At 64.1% G+C, this 16,220-nt stretch carries 14 protein-coding genes; 3 read left to right on the top strand and 11 right to left on the bottom strand.

The features are described 5' to 3' along the window. Positions 1-2: 2 nt before the first annotated feature. Both QRN54_RS09105 and QRN54_RS09100 read left to right on the top strand, forming a co-directional pair. Positions 3-2,339, top strand: coding sequence for a glycerol-3-phosphate 1-O-acyltransferase (locus tag QRN54_RS09105; protein ID WP_218696068.1), 2,337 nt, complete (start codon positions 3-5; stop codon positions 2,337-2,339). Beyond that, entirely contained in the window at positions 2,336-3,769 is a 1,434-nt protein-coding gene (locus QRN54_RS09100) for an HAD-IB family hydrolase (RefSeq protein ID WP_218696069.1), read from the top strand. The genes QRN54_RS09105 and QRN54_RS09100 overlap by 4 nt, the downstream gene beginning before the upstream one ends. On the opposite strand, the gene QRN54_RS09095 is transcribed toward QRN54_RS09100, so the two are convergent. Genes QRN54_RS09095 through QRN54_RS09085 form a run of 3 tightly spaced genes read right to left on the bottom strand, consistent with a single transcriptional unit; the run spans position 3,749 to position 6,709 of the window. Then, positions 3,749-4,633, bottom strand: a complete 885-nt coding sequence (locus QRN54_RS09095; protein WP_218696070.1) for a sugar phosphate isomerase/epimerase family protein — start codon at positions 4,631-4,633, stop codon at positions 3,749-3,751. The genes QRN54_RS09100 and QRN54_RS09095 overlap by 21 nt on opposite strands. Positions 4,634-4,640: 7 nt before the next feature. Beyond that, complete coding sequence (locus QRN54_RS09090) at positions 4,641-5,759, bottom strand: Rv0497 family membrane protein (protein WP_218696071.1); 1,119 nt, start codon at positions 5,757-5,759, stop codon at positions 4,641-4,643. Further along, complete coding sequence (locus QRN54_RS09085; RefSeq protein ID WP_003941975.1) at positions 5,759-6,709, bottom strand: Ppx/GppA family phosphatase; 951 nt, start codon at positions 6,707-6,709, stop codon at positions 5,759-5,761. The genes QRN54_RS09090 and QRN54_RS09085 overlap by 1 nt, the downstream gene beginning before the upstream one ends. A 66-nt stretch (positions 6,710-6,775) precedes the next feature. On the opposite strand from QRN54_RS09085, the gene QRN54_RS09080 reads away from it, so the two are divergent. Continuing rightward, positions 6,776-7,561: a DUF3109 family protein gene (locus QRN54_RS09080; protein ID WP_003941928.1), complete on the top strand. Its 786-nt coding sequence runs from the start codon at positions 6,776-6,778 to the stop codon at positions 7,559-7,561. Positions 7,562-7,648: 87 nt separating this feature from the next. On the opposite strand, the gene QRN54_RS09075 is transcribed toward QRN54_RS09080, so the two are convergent. From QRN54_RS09075 to QRN54_RS09040, 8 genes are all read right to left on the bottom strand, one after another. After that, the gene (locus QRN54_RS09075) at positions 7,649-8,338 is read right to left on the bottom strand and encodes a winged helix-turn-helix domain-containing protein (RefSeq protein WP_003942020.1); all 690 of its coding nucleotides are present in this window, start codon (positions 8,336-8,338) and stop codon (positions 7,649-7,651) included. Next, complete coding sequence (locus tag QRN54_RS09070; RefSeq protein WP_058038156.1) at positions 8,335-9,570, bottom strand: sensor histidine kinase; 1,236 nt, start codon at positions 9,568-9,570, stop codon at positions 8,335-8,337. Before QRN54_RS09070 ends, QRN54_RS09075 begins: the two co-directional genes overlap by 4 nt. 162 nt (positions 9,571-9,732) lie before the next feature. Beyond that, positions 9,733-10,488, bottom strand: coding sequence for a phosphoglyceromutase (locus tag QRN54_RS09065; RefSeq protein ID WP_003941992.1), 756 nt, complete (start codon positions 10,486-10,488; stop codon positions 9,733-9,735). 46 nt (positions 10,489-10,534) lie between these two features. After that, a complete protein-coding gene (locus QRN54_RS09060; protein ID WP_064688317.1) occupies positions 10,535-12,136 on the bottom strand; it encodes an AMP-binding protein in 1,602 nt (533 codons plus the stop codon). A gap of 139 nt (positions 12,137-12,275) precedes the next feature. Then, positions 12,276-12,773, bottom strand: coding sequence for a type III secretion system chaperone family protein (locus QRN54_RS09055; RefSeq protein WP_047268888.1), 498 nt, complete (start codon positions 12,771-12,773; stop codon positions 12,276-12,278). After that, positions 12,770-14,098, bottom strand: coding sequence for a D-inositol-3-phosphate glycosyltransferase (mshA, locus tag QRN54_RS09050; RefSeq protein WP_003941843.1), 1,329 nt, complete (start codon positions 14,096-14,098; stop codon positions 12,770-12,772). Before mshA ends, QRN54_RS09055 begins: the two co-directional genes overlap by 4 nt. Before the next feature lie 42 nt (positions 14,099-14,140). Further along, positions 14,141-14,968 (bottom strand): alpha/beta fold hydrolase, encoded by an 828-nt coding sequence (locus tag QRN54_RS09045; RefSeq protein WP_285181881.1) that lies wholly within the window; start codon positions 14,966-14,968, stop codon positions 14,141-14,143. Beyond that, a complete protein-coding gene (locus QRN54_RS09040; protein ID WP_003942019.1) occupies positions 14,914-16,140 on the bottom strand; it encodes an MFS transporter in 1,227 nt (408 codons plus the stop codon). Before QRN54_RS09040 ends, QRN54_RS09045 begins: the two co-directional genes overlap by 55 nt. Positions 16,141-16,220 lie beyond the last annotated feature (80 nt).

Raw genomic sequence — 16,220 nt, 5'->3', positions numbered from 1 at the left:
TCATGAGCGAGAACACGACCAACCCGCGCGTGTACCTCACCGAAACCATGACAGAGGCCGAAGCCGGCGTGCTGCGAAAGTGGCTTGCCGACAAGGCAACCGAATCCGAAACACGGCCGGTCACCGTCAACATCACCGACAAGACCCTGGCCGAACTGGCGGCGCGGACCGACGACCCGATGCTCGCGCCGCTTCGCGTGGTGTGGATCCCGGACACCCATACCAAGCACAACGTCGCGGTGCGACTACGTGATGCGCTGGCACCACGCGATCCTCTCCACCCCGGACGCGGTGCACAACGCAGAACCCTGCGCACCGACCCCTCTCGGTGCCAGGTCATCGAAGGTGAACCCGCACCACTGAGCGATCTCGAGCGTCGCCTCGAAAAGAGCGGTGGCGGTTCGCTACCGGAGTTCATCCGACGGCAGGCCGCTCTGGCACTCGAACGCGCCGAATTGGGCCTACTGGGTGGCCAGTACAAGGTGTCACGGTTCGTCGTCGACGAGATCACCGACACCCGCCGATTCGCCACCGAGGTCATGGCTTTGGCCGACCGGTTGAACATCGCCGTCGCCGAAGTCGATCGCCGCGCACGTGAAGCTCTCGAAGAAATGGTTGCCACCCAGAGTCGCCAAGCCATCGCGGTGTGGGATCGCCTGGGCCGCTACTTCGCTCGCGCCTACAAGCTGGACGTGGACACGAGCCGCTTCGAGGAACTCCGTGAGCTGAACAAGGAACACTCACTGGTCTTCCTCCCCAGTCACCGTTCGTACCTCGATCCCCTCGTCCTGCGTCCGGCGTTGATCGCGAACGGCTTGCCGCTCAATCACGTCATGGGCGGCCTCAACATCAGTTTCTGGCCCATGGGCTCGATCCTCAAGCGCAGCGGCACCGTCTTCATTCGTCGAAGCATCGGCAACGACGAGGTCTACAAATGGTCGATGCACGAGTACATGCGCTATCTGCTGACCAAGCGCTTCAATCTGGAGTGGTACATCGAAGGTGGACGCGGACGTACCGGGAAACTACGCCCGCCGCGCTTCGGTCTCCTGACCTACCTGACCAAGGCATTTCAGGTCAGCGGAGCGTCCGACGTGTACCTCGTCCCGGTTGCGCTGAGCTACGACCAACTCTACGAGGTCGGGGCCATGGCTGCCGAGGCGCTCGGCGCCGAGAAGACACCGGAAGGCCTGCGCTGGATGGTGGGTTACGTACGCGCCCAGGGAAAACGCAACGGTGTCGCGCACGTGACCATCGGCCGGCCGCTCTCACTCGCGGACGCACTCAGCCAGGAAACCGATCAGCGCCTTGCCATTCAGAAGGCCGGCATCGAGGTGTGTCACCGCATCAACGAGGTCACCCCGGTGACCGTGTCTTCACTGGCGATGTTGGCGTTCCTCGGAATCGAAGACCGGGCGTTGACAGTTCGTGAACTCACCGCGATTCTCACGCCGCTGTTCGGCTACATCACCGCGCGAAATCTTCCGATCGCCGGCGACGTCGAACTGTCCGATCCGCGTGTCATCGAGAAGGCATTGCAGACACACGTCGATTCCGGGGTGCTCGAGCGCTTCGATCGGGGCGGCGAGCAGGTCTTCTACCTCGGCAAGGACCAGCATCTTGTCGCTGCCTTCTACCGCAACAACACGATTCACTTTCTTGTCGTGCGTGCCATCACCGAACTCGTACTTCAGGCAGCCGTCGAAGAGCGGTTCGAGGACCCCATCGGGGACGGGTGGGCAGAGGCCAAGCGCATCCGAGATTTGTTGAAATTCGAGTTCTTCTTCAGTGACCGGGACACGTTCGAGCAGGAGATGCGGACCGAGCTGACGCTGATCGACCCCGAGTGGGAAACCGTCATGGCCGACGACAAACGAACCGAGCACATGATCGAGACGGTTCGCCCGTACCTCGCGCACCGCGTGCTCCAACCGTTCCTCGAGGCGTACCAGGTTGTCGCCGATCAGCTTGTGCTCGCGCCGATTTCGACATCGTTCGACGAAAAGTCGTTCATCAGCAACTGCATCGACGTCGCACATCAGCGTCGACTGCGGCAGCAGATCGCCAGCAACGAATCCGTCTCCGGTGAGTTGTTCGCCACCGCACTGAATTTGGCGCGCAACCGTAACTTGATCGAAGTCGACGACGACGGAGTCCGGGCCCGGCGCCTGGCATTCGCTGCCGAGATCAAGGTTCAGGTCGAGCGCCTGCGTCACCTTCGCGCACTCGCGCATGCACGACTCGATCAGGTGGCGATGCCGGTACCGGACGCCGCTGCGGTAGTGACCATTCCAGAAGCAAACCGAGCGCCCGCCGCGAACGAGGAAGTAGGACTGTGACCGGACTCGAGCGTCTGCACTCCGCCATCGAAGCCGCCCCGCCCGGGCCCGGAACGATCGCCGCCTTCGACCTCGACGGCACCTTGATCAGCGGGTACTCGGCCAGCGTTGTGTACCGAGACCGCCTGCGACGCTTGGATATCAGCGTCGGCGAACTCTTGCGCACCACCGGTGCCGCGATCGACACCCAATTCCGCGGCGCTGACGTCGGAGCACTGATGGACATCGGCGTTCGAGCCTTGGGCGGCCGTACCGTCGAGGAACTGAACGACTGGGGCCGACGGCTGTTCAAGCAGGAGATCGCCGCGATGATCTACCCGGAAGCCCGCGGGCTACTGGCGGCACACCGGCGAGCCGGCCACACGATCGTGATGGCTACGTCGGCGACTCCGTTCCAGGCCAAGTACGTCGCCGAAGATCTCGACATCGAAGACGTGCTGTGCACCGAGCCCGAAGTCGTCGACGGCATGCTCACCGGCGAACTGTCTTCGCCCGCACTGTGGGGGCCGGCCAAGGCCAATGCCCTTGCAGGCTATGCCGAGAAGATGGGCGCCGATCTGAAGAACGCGTTTGCGTACTCCAACGGTGTCGAAGACGTCTTCATGCTCGAGGCCGTCGGGCGACCTGTCGCGTTGAATCCCGATCGTGGTCTGGCCAAGATCGCGTTGCGCAATCACTGGCCTTCGGTCAGCCTGCGTAAACCGCAGCGAGGCGCAACACCGATCTCCACGATCCGAACGGCGACTGCCATGGGCGCGCTTGCTGCCACCGCCGCCCTCGGTGCGTCGGCAGGCATTGTCACCGGGAACCGTCAACTGGGTGCGAACCTGGTCGGCACGTACGGCCCCGACATCTCGCTCTCACTGCTGGGCATCGACGTCGAGATCGACGGCGAGCACAACGTGTGGGATCACCGCCCGGCGGTGTTCATGTTCAACCATCAGAGTTCCCTGGACATGTTGGTCCTGGGCACCGTGATCAAGCGTGACGTGACCGGCGTCGCGAAGAAGGAAGCGGCAAGCGATCCGCGGTTCATGCCCGTCGGTGCACTGCTCGACGTCGCCTACATCGACCGCACCGACACCACGAAGGCGAAGGCTGCACTGCAACCGGCAGTCGACAAGCTGAGGAATGGTGTCTCGATAGTCATAGCTCCGGAGGGCACCCGTTCTCCGACGCCACGTCTGGGCCCTTTCAAGAAGGGTGGATTCCACTTGGCGATCCAAGCCGGTGTGCCGATCGTGCCCGTGGTGATTCACAACGCGGGTGAACGGATGTGGCGCAATTCGCTTGTCGCCCATCCAGGCCCGGTCTATGTCTCGGTGCTCGATCCCATCTCGACCGAAGGCTGGGAGACCAAAGACCTCGACGCACACGTCGAGAAGGTGCGCGCGCAGTTCGAAGCTGCGCTACTTGCCGGCCACCGCTGAGCGTGCCAGGTGCTCGCGTGCAAACGCGAGCGCCTGCGCCAGCATCGACGACCGCTCCCGCCGGGTGCGCGCGTTCTGTGTGTTGATCTCGATGACTGCCTGGCCGCTGAATTCGCTCGCAGCCAATTGCTGACACAACTCCGCGCACGGCTGTGAGCCATGCCCCGGAATCAGGTGCTCGTCCATCGACGCCCCGCGACCGTCGGCCAGGTGCAGGTGCTCGAGCCCCTTGCCCATACGGAAGGCCAACTTCAGGGCATCCATGCCCGCCGTCGCGGTGTGCGACAGGTCGAGTGTGTAGTGAGCATGATCGGAATCGGTCGGGTCGTACGACGGACTGAACGCGGACAACGCTGCCCCTGGACCGCCACGTTTACGCAGACGCTCCGCGGACTTGTCCTTGCCGCCGAAGAAGCTGTCGGCGCGCATGGGGAACATGTTCTCCACCGCCACAACGACGCTGCTCTTCGATTCGAGTTCGACAACCTGTTCCGCGAAGCCTTCGGCGTACTTGCGCTGCCACCGGAACGGCGGGTGGACGACCACCGTCGTCGCTCCCAAGGTTTCGGCGGTGCGCACCGAACGCTCGAGCTTCTCGACCGGATCGGAACCCCACACGCGCTGCGAAATCAGCAGACACGGCGCATGCACCGCCTGCACCGGAATGGCGTACTTGCGAACGAGGGCGGCAACAGCACCGATGTCCTGACTCACGGATTCGGCCCACACCATCAGTTCGACGCCGTCGTATCCGAGATCAGCGGCGTAGCGAAATGCCGCTTCCGTGTTCTCCGGATACACCGAAGCCGTCGACAGGCCGACGGCTATCGGCCGACGAACCATGCGCTGCGATCCCCCGATCATCGTCCGATCAACCCGAGGTCAACAAGAACGCCAGTGGACCGAGCGTCACGATCATGCCGACGACCACCGCGATCACGAAACTCGTGATGTCGTCCGTCTTCCGCAGAACCCGCACGACAGCAACCAGGCCGACGATCACGATCAGCGCGAGCACCAACGCCACCCACGGCAGCATGTCCCACAGCTTCTCGAAGCCCTTGAACATCGCGCCGCCGACGATCAGTGCAACAACCACCTGACCGGCAAGCACTGCCCATTCACGGATCGAGTTACGCTCGCCTGCCTCTTCCGCTGCCGGTTCGGCTTCGACATCGGACTCCGCGGCGGCACTGGACTTTTTTGCACCGTCATCGACAGCCGGCGCCTTGACCAGATCGACAACAGCGGTCGATTCGGCCTCGCCGGCATCCGCGTCTGCGATCTTGTCGATCAGTTCGGTGCTCTCTTCCGGCGCGGCCGGAGCAGGAGCAGTCGGTGCAGGTGCCTTCACGACGGGAGTGGGGACACGCGGCGGCAGGATCGGCGGACGCAACGACGGCGACTGCGTTGCGGCGCGCTCCTGACGCATCAGGTCGCCCGCCAGGGTCTGACCCGACAGCAGGGCTGGTTCCTGCGTTACCTGCGTCGGTGACGAGGAGTTGAGCGGTGCCCGGCTCACCCACTGCCCGGGCGAGGACTTCGAGGTCTGTCCCGGCGAAGGTGTGGAAGTCGGCTTCGGAGTGGTGACCGGCGGCGCAGCAACCGGCTTCGACTCACCCTTGGGTGCCTGCGGCTCGTCATCGTCATCGTCGTCGTCGAACGAGACGGCGAAGGCTGCGGTGCGATCGGCGGGAACCTTCGGTGCCGGTTCGGCTGACTTGGCGGTTTCCGCGACAGCCTCGGCCGGCGCTGAAGGTGCAGAGTTTTCCGGCGCAGCGGCTTCGGGCTGGGCTGCTGGTTCGTCGGACTCGGGCTCGGCGGCCGCGCGCGATCCCGACTGGCGAACGATCGGGATCTCACCCGTCAGTTCGGCGACGGAGATGCCACCGGCTACGCCGCGCCGGCGTCGTCCACCTCGGGATTCGACGCTCTGACCGTTCCGCTTGAGCAGTTCCGCTACGGAAATCTGCTGACTGTCCTCGGTCATCAAGCACTCACCACCAATTCACCGCCCATTTCTGTGTCGAGCTTTCGCAGAATCAGACCCTCACGCAGTGCCCAGGGACAAATTTCCAGTTCGTCCACTCCGAGCGCCCGCATGGTTGCCTCTGCGATGAGCGCGCCGGCCACAATCTGCTGTGACCGATCCGAGCTCACTCCTTCCAATTCTGCACGGTCCGCCGCCGTCATCCTGGATATGAAGGCTATGAGTTGCCTGAGTCCGCTGGAAGTCAGGGTCCGTTTTGCCCGGGGGCCTGCGGCAGAAGGGGCCGCGCCGGTGAGCCGAGCCAACGATCGGAAGGTCTTCGAAGTCCCGACCGTGCGGTCCCAGTCGCCGGCGGCGCGCAGTTCCTTGGCTGGTCCGACCAACTCCGCGTCCAGCCAGTCGCGCAACACAGCGACCCGGCGCTTGCCCGGCGGATCGGCCTGTAGCCAGTCGCGCGTCAACCGTCCGGCACCGAGTTGCAGTGAGAAGGCGACGTCCGGATCCTCGTCACCACCTGCGGTGAGTTCGAGCGAGCCGCCGCCGATGTCCAGGTTCAGGATGCGTCCGGCGCTCCAGCCGTACCAGCGGCGCACGGCCAGAAAGGTCAAGCGGGCTTCGTCGACCCCGGACAGAACCTCGAGGTTGACTCCGGTCTCGGCGCGGACGCGGGCGAGTACGGCTTCGGAATTGTTGGCGTCACGGACCGCGGAAGTGGCAAAAGCCATCATTTCCTCGCACCCGGACGTCTTGGCGATACCGGCGAATTCGGAAACCGTCGAGACCAACCGATCGGCTCCTGACGTGGTGATATCGCCGCGGTCGTCGGTGTTCTCTGCCAGCCTCAACGTGGACTTGGTCGAGCTCATGGGTGTTGGGTGGCCGCCCCGATGGGCGTCCACAACCAATAGATGGACGGTATTGCTTCCGACGTCGAGTACCCCTAGTCGCACATCGCCACGTTACTGGGTCTACGGTCGGCCCTTGTGACAGCAGGTAACCCAGACCGGTCCCACAAGATGACTCCGAGCCCCGAGGTCGATCTCGATTTCCCGCGCGAATGGGTCGAATTTGTCGATCCGGATAACTCCGAACACCTCATTTCCGCTGATATGACGTGGTTGCTCTCGCATTGGACCTGCGTGTTCGGCACGCCGGCGTGTCAGGGCATCATCGGAGACCGCCCGGACGACGGTTGCTGCTCGCACGGCGCTTTCCTCTCCGATCAGGAAGATCAGGACAAGCTCGATGCGTCAGTGAAAATGCTCACAGCCGAAGACTGGCAGTTCATGGAAAAGGGTCTCGGCAAGAAGGGCTACGTCGAAGAAGACGACCTCGAGGACGAGCCCGCGCTGCGCACCCGCCGCTACAAAGGAGCGTGCATCTTCCTCAACCGGCCGGGTTTTGCCGGAGGCGAGGGCTGCGCTCTGCATTCCATGGCGCTCAAGAAGGGCATCGAGCCGCTCGAGGTGAAACCGGACGTGTGCTGGCAGCTACCGATCCGCCGCACCCAGGACTGGGTCGACCGGCCGGACGGCGTCCAGATCCTCAAGACCACGATCACCGAGTACGACCGCCGCGGCTGGGGTGAGGGCGGCGACGACCTCGCCTGGTACTGCTCCGGCTCCCCCGACGCTCATGTCGGGGAGCGGCAGGTCTGGCAGTCCTACGGGCCCGAGTTGACGGAACTTCTCGGAAAGCGCGCGTACGACGAGCTGGCTCGCCTCTGCAGGCGTCGCGCGGGCCTCGGCCTCATCGCAGTCCATCCGGCGACCACGATCGCTCAGAACAAAGCTCAGGGCTGACTCCGCCTGAACAAAAAGAATTCAGCCGCTCACACGATCGTGTGAGCGGCTGAATTCTTCTCGACATTTCTTCTCGACGAGGTTCGATCACGCTTCGAGCTTGTAACCCAATCCACGGACCGTGACCAGATGTTCCGGCTTGGCCGGATCCGATTCGATCTTCGAACGCAACCGCTTCACGTGTACGTCAAGGGTTTTGGTGTCACCGACGTAGTCGGCGCCCCAGACGCGGTCGATCAACTGTCCGCGGGTCAGCACCCGACCGGAGTTGCGGAGCAGGTACTCGAGGAGATCGAACTCCTTGAGCGGCAACGTCACCGGGTTACCCGCGACCTGCACGACGTGGCGCTCGACGTCCATCCGTACCGGTCCGGCCTCGAGCACCCCGTTGTCGGAGGCGAGGTCCGCCTCGTTCTCCACCCCGCGGCGCAGCACCGCACGGATGCGAGCGATCAGCTCACGCGCCGAATACGGTTTGGTCACATAGTCGTCCGCACCGAGTTCCAGTCCGACGACCTTGTCGATCTCACTGTCACGCGCCGTCACCATGATGACGGGGACGCCGGAGCGCGACCGCAGCGCCTTGCAGACGTCCGTGCCACTCATGCCGGGCAGCATGAGGTCGAGCAGGACGATGTCCGCTCCGGAGCGATCGAATTCCGCCAACGCCGACGGTCCGTCGTTGACGATGGTGGTCTCGAAGCCTTCCTTGCGGAGCAGGAACGCCAGCGGGTCCGCCAAGGACTCCTCGTCCTCCACGATCAGCACACTCGTCATCGTTTGGCCTCCATGCCGTTTTCTCTACTGCCTTGTTCTCGTCTGCCGATCCGCGTGGAACCGGCGGTTCCCGCGTTGTCAGAGTCGATGTCGTCGTCCGACTCCACGTGTGCCGGTATCTGCAACGTGAAGGTAGACCCTGTACCCGGTTTGCTCCACAGTTCGATGGAGCCGTTGTGATTGGCCGCGACGTGTTTGACGATCGCCAGCCCCAGACCGGTTCCACCGGTCTGCCGTGACCGCGCCTTGTCCACGCGGAAGAATCTCTCGAACACTCGCTCCTGGTCCGCTTTCGCGATGCCTTCTCCTCGGTCGGTGACTGCGATCGCGACATTGTCGCCGCGTACCGACCGACTGACGGAAACCGGAGAACCCTTGGGCGAGTATGCAATAGCGTTCTCGATGAGGTTGGACAATGCCGTGACGAGGAGAGTCTGATCCCCGAGTACTTCCAGCCCACTCGGATGGTCGGTGGTGACCGTGATCCCGGCGGCCTCGGCCGACAGATTCGACCTCGACAGTGCTTCGGACACCACGGTGTCGACGTCGACCACGTCGAGATCCGGCAGCTTCTCGGCACCTTGCAGACGCGAGAGTGCGATCAACTCGGTGACCATCTTGCCCAGACGAATCGACTCACCGAGCACCCGTTCGCCGAAGTGCCGCACCGATTCCGGGTCGTCAGCGGACTCGAGCAGTGCCTCCGCGAGCAGGCTCATCGCACCGACCGGCGTCTTCAGTTCGTGGCTGACGTTCGCGACGAAATCGCGTCGGGTCGCCTCCATGCGGACCTGCTCGGAATCGTCGTCGGCGAACAGGACCACGAAGTTGCGATCGTCCTTGCTGAGCAACCGGGCCGTGCCACGTACCGCGATCTTGTCGCGGCCCCGCTGAGCGGTCTGCGCCGTCAGATCGACCTCGACAGGTTGACCGGTCCGCAGAACTTCCTGAGCAGCCCGCCAAGCTCGCTCGTCGACCAGACGATTCTTGACGAGACCGAGTTCCTCGGCGCGAGGATTGAAGAGCACGACGTCGTGAAAACCGTCGACGACGGCGATACCGCTTTCCGAAGCCAACACGATGAGGTCGAGAACCTGGGACATCGTGAGCCCGGTCTGTTCGTCCGAGCGCTGACTCTGGCGCGACGACAGCCTGGGGACCAGCACCCCGCCGACGAGGTAGCCGACCAAGCCGGCGACCACGACCAGCAGCACTGCAATCACGACACTCACGGCGCAATCGTACGTTCGCGCGAAGAGTCGGTTACGGCGGGTTCGGACGTTCCCACCCGCGTAATCCGCCAGGTGGACGGCGTTGGTTCGTCGTTCATCTGTTGTTGGCCGAGGCCCCCCGAAATCACTGTTCGGGGGGCCTCGACGCACATCATCGGGTTGCTACTTTCCGCCCTGATTCGCCACCGCGGCGGCGCCGGCAGCTGCGGCCTCCGGATCCAGGTAGGTGCCGCCGGGATTGAGCGGCTTCAGGTTCTCGTCGAGGTCGTAACGCAGCGGGATTCCGGTCGGGATGTTCAGGCCCGCGATGTCCTCGTCCGAGATGCCGTCGAGGTGCTTGACCAACGCACGCAGCGAGTTGCCGTGCGCGGTGACCAGCACGTTCCGACCGGCGAGCAGCTCCTGGGAGATGGTGTCCTCCCAGTACGGGATCAGACGCTTGACGACGTCGAGCAGGCACTCGGTCAAGGGAACCTCGTCGAGGTTCGCGTACCGGGGATCGGTGTCCTGGCTGTACTCGCTGCCGGCTTCGATGGCGGGCGGCGGGGTGTCGTAGCTACGACGCCAGAGCATGAACTGCTCGTTTCCGTACTCTTCCTTGGTCTGCGCCTTGTTCTTGCCCTGCAGAGCGCCGTAGTGACGCTCGTTGAGGCGCCAGTCGCGGACCACGGGGATCCAGTGGCGATCGGCGGCGTCGAGCGCGAGGTTTGCGGTGCTGATCGCGCGGCGCAGCAGAGACGTGTAGAGAACGTCGGGCAACAGGTTGTGCTCGGCGAGCAGTTCGCCGGCGCGCTTGCCCTCGGCCATGCCCTTGTCTGTCAGGTGTACGTCCACCCAGCCGGTGAACAGATTGAGTGCATTCCATTCGCTCTCGCCGTGGCGGAGCAGGACCAGGGTTCCGATACTCATGGCGTTCATCCTGGCACGAGTACCGGAACCCTTCTTGATCAACCCTGTCCGGAAATCAGCTCGGGGCAACTTCCGCAGTTCGCAGATCCTTGCGGAGGATCTTTCCGGCCGCGGATTTCGGCACGGTGCTGATGAATGAAACCTGGCGGACCTTCTTGTGCGGCGAGACGCGCTCGGCGACGAAGGTGATCACGTCGGCTTCGGTCAACTCGGCGCCGTCCTGGAGCACGACGAATGCCTTCGGGACCTCTTCGCCCTCGGCGTCGAGCACACCGATCACTGCGGCGTCGGCGATCTGCGGATGGGTCAGCAGCAAGGCCTCGAGTTCCGCCGGGGGAACCTGGTAGCCCTTGTACTTGATCAGTTCCTTGAGGCGGTCGACGATCTTGACGACGCCGTCGCCGTCGACGGTCGCGATGTCACCGGTGTGCAGGTACCCGTCGTCGTCGAGGGTGTCCTTGGTGGCCTGATCGTTGCCGAGGTAGCCGAGCATGATGTTCGGGCCCTTGCACCACAGTTCGCCGGGCTCGCTGACGCCGTCCGAGCCGAGAGCCGGGTACGCGACCTCTTCGCCCGTTCCGGGGTCGACGAGCTTGCATTCCATGTTGGCGATGGTCGGACCGCACGTGTCGAGGGCGATGTCGTCACGATCGAAAGGGATCGCGTGCGAGACCGGGCTCATCTCGGACATGCCGTAGCCCTGGCGGACGTGGCAGTTCAACCGGTCGGCGACGGCCTTTCCGAGCGCCGCGTCGAGCGGGGCCGCACCGGAGAAGATGGTGTGCACGCTCGAGAGGTCGTACTGATCGACGAGCGGGTGCTTTGCCAGCGCGACGGCAACGGGCGGTGCGACGAAGATGTACGTCGACTTCTGCTCGGCGACGATCCGCAGGAACTCGACGAGATCGAACTTCGGCATCGTGATGAGGCTCGCGCGGCGGTAGAGCGCAGCGTTGAGCAGGACAGTCATGCCGTAGATGTGGAAGAACGGCAGGACCGCGAGAATCTTGTCGTCGGTCTCGATACCCATCCGCGGAATGATCTGGCAGACGTTGGCCACGAGGTTGCGATGAGTGAGCATGACCCCCTTGGGTCGGCCGGTGGTGCCCGAGGAGTACGGCAGCACCGCGAGCTGGGTAGCCGGATCGAAGGAGACCTCGGGCGCCGCTGCGCCCTCGCCGAGCAGATCACGCAGCGAGAGGTGGCCTTCGGCACCGTCGAGCACGAACACGTTCTCAGCCGGGATACCGACCAGGTCAGCAGCTGCCTTTGCCTGCGGCAGGAGCGGCGAGACGGTGAAGAGGAACTTGGCCTTGGAATCGGTGAGCTGCTTGGCGATGTCCTCGGCGGTGTAGAGCGCGTTGATCGTGGTCGCGACGCCACCGGCACGAAGGATGCCGTGGAAGACGGAACCGAAGGCCGGGACGTTGGGCGAATGCAGCCCGACCACGTCGCCGACGGCGAGTCCGCGCGCTGCGAGAGCGCCTGCAACGCCGTTGATCTGTGCGATCAGCGAAGCGTATGTGGTGACTGCGCCCGAACTGCCCTCGACGAAGGCCGTCTTGTCGAGGTCTGCGGGGTCGGTGTTTCCGAACAGGAAGTCGTAGACGCTGAGGTTGGGGATTTCAACGTCGGGGAACGGACTCTTGAAGCTCACTGTGCTCCTCGAAAAGTTGCGCGGCGGGGTGGTGTGACCAACTTACTGTGACTCACGGGAACAGTATTATTCCGTGACGACAGTCACAAGTAAAGGCCACTTTACGTGACACATCCGCGATGTGTCTCACCCCGCTCGATCAGCTCTGCGCGGGCTCTTCCTCGATGAGGTGCTTGAACGGTTCGAGATTCGCCAGCGACTCACCTCGCGACACCCGCCACGCCCACTCACGCTTGATGGACGAGGAGAAGCCGAGTTCGAGGATGACGTTGAAATCGCCGTCGGCGGCTTCGAGAACCTGACCGAGCACTCGGTCGAGTTCATCGCCGGTCACGGCATGCTCTGCGATCTTGCCGACGAGGTAGATGTCCCCGACCTTGTCGAGTGTGTACGCCACCCCGTACAGACGACGGTTGCGCTTGAGCAGGAATTTGTAGACGCCTTCGAAGTTCTCGTCCACCTTGCGGCACACGAAGGCCTCGACCCGCACACCGTGATTGCCGACGGTGAGCAGAGTCGACGTCTTGAGTTTGTGTTCACCGGGAAGTTCGACGATGAAATGCGCGTCGTCTTTTCTGGTGAAGTCGAGTTCGCGCTCGGTGAGGGCCTGCTCGATGGTGTCCGAAATGCTGCTCATGTACGCACTCCCCCGGTCCGGCGCAGACGCCACAGACCCCGCGCACGGCGGGGCGAGAAGTCGCTGGGACCGGTTCCGTTGTTGTAGTTGACTGCGGCTTTGCGATAGCTCTCGAGCAAACCGTCCGCGGTGTGTTCCCACGAGAAATTTTCGGCGTGGCGCGGTGCCTGCGCGGCGAGTTCGGCCAAGCGCGTCGGTGCTGTCACCAAAGATTCGAGGGCGCCGGCCCAATCTTCGGTGCGGTGTCCTTGAACCAGCAGGCCGGTCTCACCGTTGCGTACGGCCACTCCCAGTCCGCCGACGTCGGCGGCGATCACCGGAGTTCCGCAGGCTTGAGCTTCGATGGCGACCAACCCGAAGGACTCCGAATAGCTCGGCACCGCAACCAGATCCGAGGCACGGTAGACATCGGCGAGACGCTCAGGAGCCTGCGGCGGCAAGAACGTCACCTGCGCGGTGATGCCGAGTGAGCGTGCAAGTTCGATCAGCACGTCCGGCCGCGCGAGGCCAGTTCCGGACGGCCCGCCGACGACGAGGATGCGCAACGGCAACTCGGGGCGACGGCTGATCACTTCGGCGGCAGCACGCAGCAGAACGTCCGGTGCTTTCAGAGGTTGGATCCGGCCGACGAAAGTCACGACGACCTCGCCCGGGTCCAACCCCAACGACGCGCGGGCGGAATCGCGATCGCCCGGGCGGTAGCGGGTGAGATCGGCGCCGGGAGCCACGACGTCGATACGCGTGGGGTCTGCGCCGTACAACTCGTGCAGCGCCTTGGCTTCGTCGGTGGTGTTGGCGACCAGGCGATCGGACTCGGCGACTACTTGCTGCTCGCCGATCTGACGTGCTGCCGGCTCCGGGGTGTCTCCCTCGGCAAGCGAAAGATTCTTCACCGCCGCGAGGGTGTGGGCGGTGTGTACGAGGGGCACGCCCCAGCGGTCGCGGGCGAGCCAGCCGACCTGCCCGGACAACCAGTAGTGCGAGTGGATCAGGCTGTAGTACCCGGGCTCGTGTCGCGCTTCCTCCCGTAGAACTCCTGCGACGAAGGCACACAGTTGAGTCGGCAGATCCGCCTTGTCCAGCCCTTCGAAGGGACCAGCAGCAATGTTCCGAACCCGCACTCCGGGAGCGGCGTCCACCACGGGTGCGTCGGCCGAGGACGTCGCGCGGGTGAATATCTCCACCTCGACGCCACGTTTGGCGAGCTGAATGGCGGATTGCAGAACGTAGACGTTCATCCCACCCGCGTCACCGGTGCCGGGTTGCGCCAATGGCGAGGTGTGGACCGAGAGAACGGCCACCCGGCGAGGGCGCGAAATGTGCATGGGCGTCACGACTCCATACTGCCCCCTCACCGGGCGCGAACTCTAACCGAGGCTCGAGATGAAGGTTCGCACTTCGGACACGAATCGTGTCGGATCCTCCACGAACGGGCCGTGATTGCAGCCTTCCCAGTACGACGCCTGGGACTGGGGAATCAGTTCCTCGGCGTGCTTACCTGCGCTCACGTCGACGACGGAGTCGTCGGTTCCGTGCAGAACGAGGACCGGGATGTCCAGGTTGCGAAGCAACTCGTCGTGACCGACAGCACGGTTGAACAGTGCTGCGCGCACCCGCGGACGCGTCGAGAGGCTGTACCCGAACAAGGCCTGCGACGCTGCACCCTTGCCCTCGGGTGGGCCGGTGAGAGCATTGCCGAAAGCGCCGAGTGCACGGATCGCCTCGCGCGGATCTTCGGACATCGCGCCGGGAACTGCGCTACGCATCGCCGAGCCGACCTTGCCACCTTTTTCGCCGCGCCCGATGCTGGTGATCGCCCCGACCAGAACCGCGCCCGCCACCGCGCCGGTGCCGTGCGCTGCCAGGTAATCGCAGATCACCAGACCGCCGTACGACCAGCCGAGCAGGATCGCGTTCTCGGTGACGCCTTCGGCCGCAAGAACAGCCGCGACGTCGCCGGCCCAGTTCGCGGAATCGTCGTATCCGGATTCGGGCGCATCGGAGTAACCGTGGCCGCGCAGATCGACGGCGATCAGCCGATAGTCCGCGGCCAGGTCCGCGAGGACCTGCTCGCCCCAGCACTGCGAGGACTGAGCCCAGCCGTGCAGCAACACCAGCGGGGTCCCCGCCGAATTTCCGGTTACTCGATAGACGATGGACGTGCCGTCGACGCTGACGGCTTCACGAATAGACATGCCGTCACGATAGAGGCTGCGACTGCGGCGCCGACGGCGAGCATGTAGGCCGACGGGACGCCGTATCGATCGATCAGCTGTCCGGCCAGCGCAGACCCGAGCGCCACGCCGACGCCGAGGCCGGTAACCGTCAGGGTCATTCCCTCGGTGAGCTTTTCCGGCGGGACGATCTGTTCGACCAGGGCTGTCGCGATGATGAGCGTCGGTGCGATGGTCGCGCCCGCCAGCACGTAGGCACCCGCAAGTGCGGCCACGTTTCCGACCAACAGAAGCGGGACGCTGAGAACGGCGACCGCCGAGGACGCGATCATCAACTGCCCGCGCAGCGATCGCGCCGGGTGCATCGACCCGAAGATCAGTCCCGCGATTCCCGAACCGCCGGCGAACAGCGCGAGGACCAGCGTCGCCGACCCCGGCGAATTCTGTTCCTTGGTGAACGCGATGGCGCCGACGTCGATGACGCCGAAGATCGTTCCGAGCATCACCATGATCACGATGACGATCCACATCACGTGGTTACCGAGAACCGATCGTCCGCGGCCGGGTCGACGCGGATGCACCTTCGGTTCGGTTCCGCGCTGTATGACCAGCAGCAGGGTTCCGGTGACCAGCAGGATCAACCCTGCCAGTGGTCCAGCCTCGGGGAAGAGCCCGATGCTCAGACCTACCGATATGACCGGGCCCGCCACGAAGCAGAGCTCGTCCACCACCGATTCGAAGGCGAAGGCGGTGCGCAGCTGAGGTTTTCCGACATAGATCGCCACCCACCTGGCGCGAATCATCGCGCCGATCGTCGGAGTGGCGCCGCCGGGGACGACCAGAACGAACAGCAGCCAGTCGGGAGCTTCCATCCGGACAGCGAGCAGGAGCGCCCCGATCGCGGTGACGCTCACGGCTGCGGCAATCGGCAGGACCGCTCGCTGTCCGAAGCGGTCGACCGCACGCGAGACCGCGGGCGCGATGATCGCCGACGAGAGCGCGAAAACCGCGGCGAGCGCGCCGGCGAGCGCGTAGTCACCACGAAGTTGCGAGATCATCGTCACGATTCCGATACCGATCATGGCGATCGGCAGCCTTGCGACAAATCCGGCGGCCGAGAAGGCGACCGATCCGGGGGCGGCAAAGATCTCGCGGTAGGCGCTCAGCAGGCCTTTGTTGGTGGATTCGCTCATGTCAGCTTCTCGTGCACTGAACAAGGTTCACAGAGCCGAGGCCGACTCGACAAATCGTTTTCACTGTGCGCTCGGGTTGA

It is taken from the genome of Rhodococcus sp. MEB032 (genome assembly GCF_030208925.1).
In the GTDB taxonomy this organism is placed as follows: domain Bacteria; phylum Actinomycetota; class Actinomycetes; order Mycobacteriales; family Mycobacteriaceae; genus Rhodococcus_F; species Rhodococcus_F qingshengii.
The sequence above is the reverse complement of the archived record's forward strand: the minus strand, read 5'-3'. Positions and strand labels throughout refer to the sequence as shown.